Here is a 1,351-nt window from a genome sequence, read left to right as displayed (position 1 = left end):
GCCGGGTCGCCGTCGGGCACGCGGGCCACGGTCGCCGTCTCCTCCGGGGCAAGCTGGGTCAGCCGCCGCTCGGCGCGGGCGGGCACCTCGCCCCGCACGGTGGGAATCGGGTCGCCGTGCGGGTCGTGGGTGGGGTCGCCCAGCCACGCGGCGATGCGGGCCTCGAGCCGTTCGGACAGCGCGTGTTCCAGCCGCTCGGCCTCCTCGTGGACCTCGTCGAGCGGCACGCCCAGCGCCCGGTGCAGGAAAAGTTCCAGCAGCCGGTGGTGCCGCAGCACCTCCAGCGCCACCTGCTCGCCCTCGGCGGTCAGGCGGGCGCCCTGGTACGGCGCGTGCGCGACGAGGCCCTGTTCATTCAGCTTGCGGAGCATTCCGGTGGCACTCGCGGGCACCACCCCCAGCGCGTCGGCCAGGGCCTGCGTATTGACCTTGCCGCCTTGCCCCAGCACATACAGGTGCTTGAGGTAGTCCTCGGCGGAAGGGGAGAGGGGGCGGGCGGTCATGCCCAAGTTTAGGCATACCAAAAATAAAGATTCAAGGGGCGCAAACCCCCTGCCTTCCCGGTGCAGGAACTTTTCGGGGCTTCCGCGCCTCCTACCCTGTGAGGTGGCCTTGAATTCCCTCCCCGACGAGCAGCTCGTGCCCCTCGCCGCCCATCCGGGTGAGCAGCGGGAGGCGGCGTTCGAGCTGCTCGTGCGGCGGCATTCGCCCCGGCTGCACCGCCTCGCCTCGGGGATGGTGGGACCGGGCAGCGCCGACGACGTGCTGCAGGAGGTCTGGATGAGTGTCTACCGCAATCTGTCTGGCTTCCGCGCCGAGGCGCTGTTCACGACCTGGCTGCACCGGGTCACCCTCAACGCCTGCCACAAGGCGCTCGCCGCCCGCGCCAGCCTGCCGCTCGACGAGGTTCCCGAGCCCACCTCGCGTCACAGCCCCGCCCGCGCGGGCGAGCAGGCCGACCTCCGCGCCCGCCTCGCCTGGGCACTGTCGCGCTTGCCGCCCGAGCAGCGCGACGCCGTGACCCTGCGCGAACTCGGCGGGCTGGACTACGCCGAGATCGCCGGGGTGCTGGGCGTGGAGCTGGGCACTGTGAAGAGCCGAATCAGCCGGGGCCGCGCCGCCCTGCGCGGGCTGCTGAGCGCCGTGGGCGTGACCCCATGACCCGCGAGAACTGGATGACCCGCAGAACTGGAGCCCCCACCATGACCGACGACGACCTCGACCTCCTCTTCGCCCAGGCCCGCGCCGAGACGCCCGCCGACGCCGGGGCCGCCGACCGCTTCCTGGCCCGCCACCGGGCTGCGATGACTCCGACCGCTCGCCGCGCCCCCCTGTGGCCCTCCCTGCTGGC

2 protein-coding genes are annotated in these 1,351 nt (G+C 72.8%); one reads left to right on the top strand and one right to left on the bottom strand.

What is annotated here, in order from left to right:
- Positions 1 to 503 (bottom strand): metal-dependent transcriptional regulator (locus QOL99_RS17080; RefSeq protein WP_285525590.1); only part of this gene is annotated, 503 nt, incomplete at its 3' end.
- A 103-nt stretch (positions 504 to 606) separates the two neighbouring features.
- Between QOL99_RS17080 and QOL99_RS17075 the strand changes: the two genes are divergently transcribed.
- Complete coding sequence (locus QOL99_RS17075; protein ID WP_326522603.1) at positions 607 to 1,161, top strand: RNA polymerase sigma factor; 555 nt, start codon at positions 607 to 609, stop codon at positions 1,159 to 1,161.
- The last annotated feature ends 190 nt before the right edge of the window (positions 1,162 to 1,351 follow it).

Source organism: Deinococcus rhizophilus (assembly GCF_030271215.1).
GTDB classification, from domain to species: Bacteria; Deinococcota; Deinococci; order Deinococcales; family Deinococcaceae; genus Deinococcus; species Deinococcus rhizophilus.
This window is presented reverse-complemented; position numbering and strand designations above follow the sequence as displayed.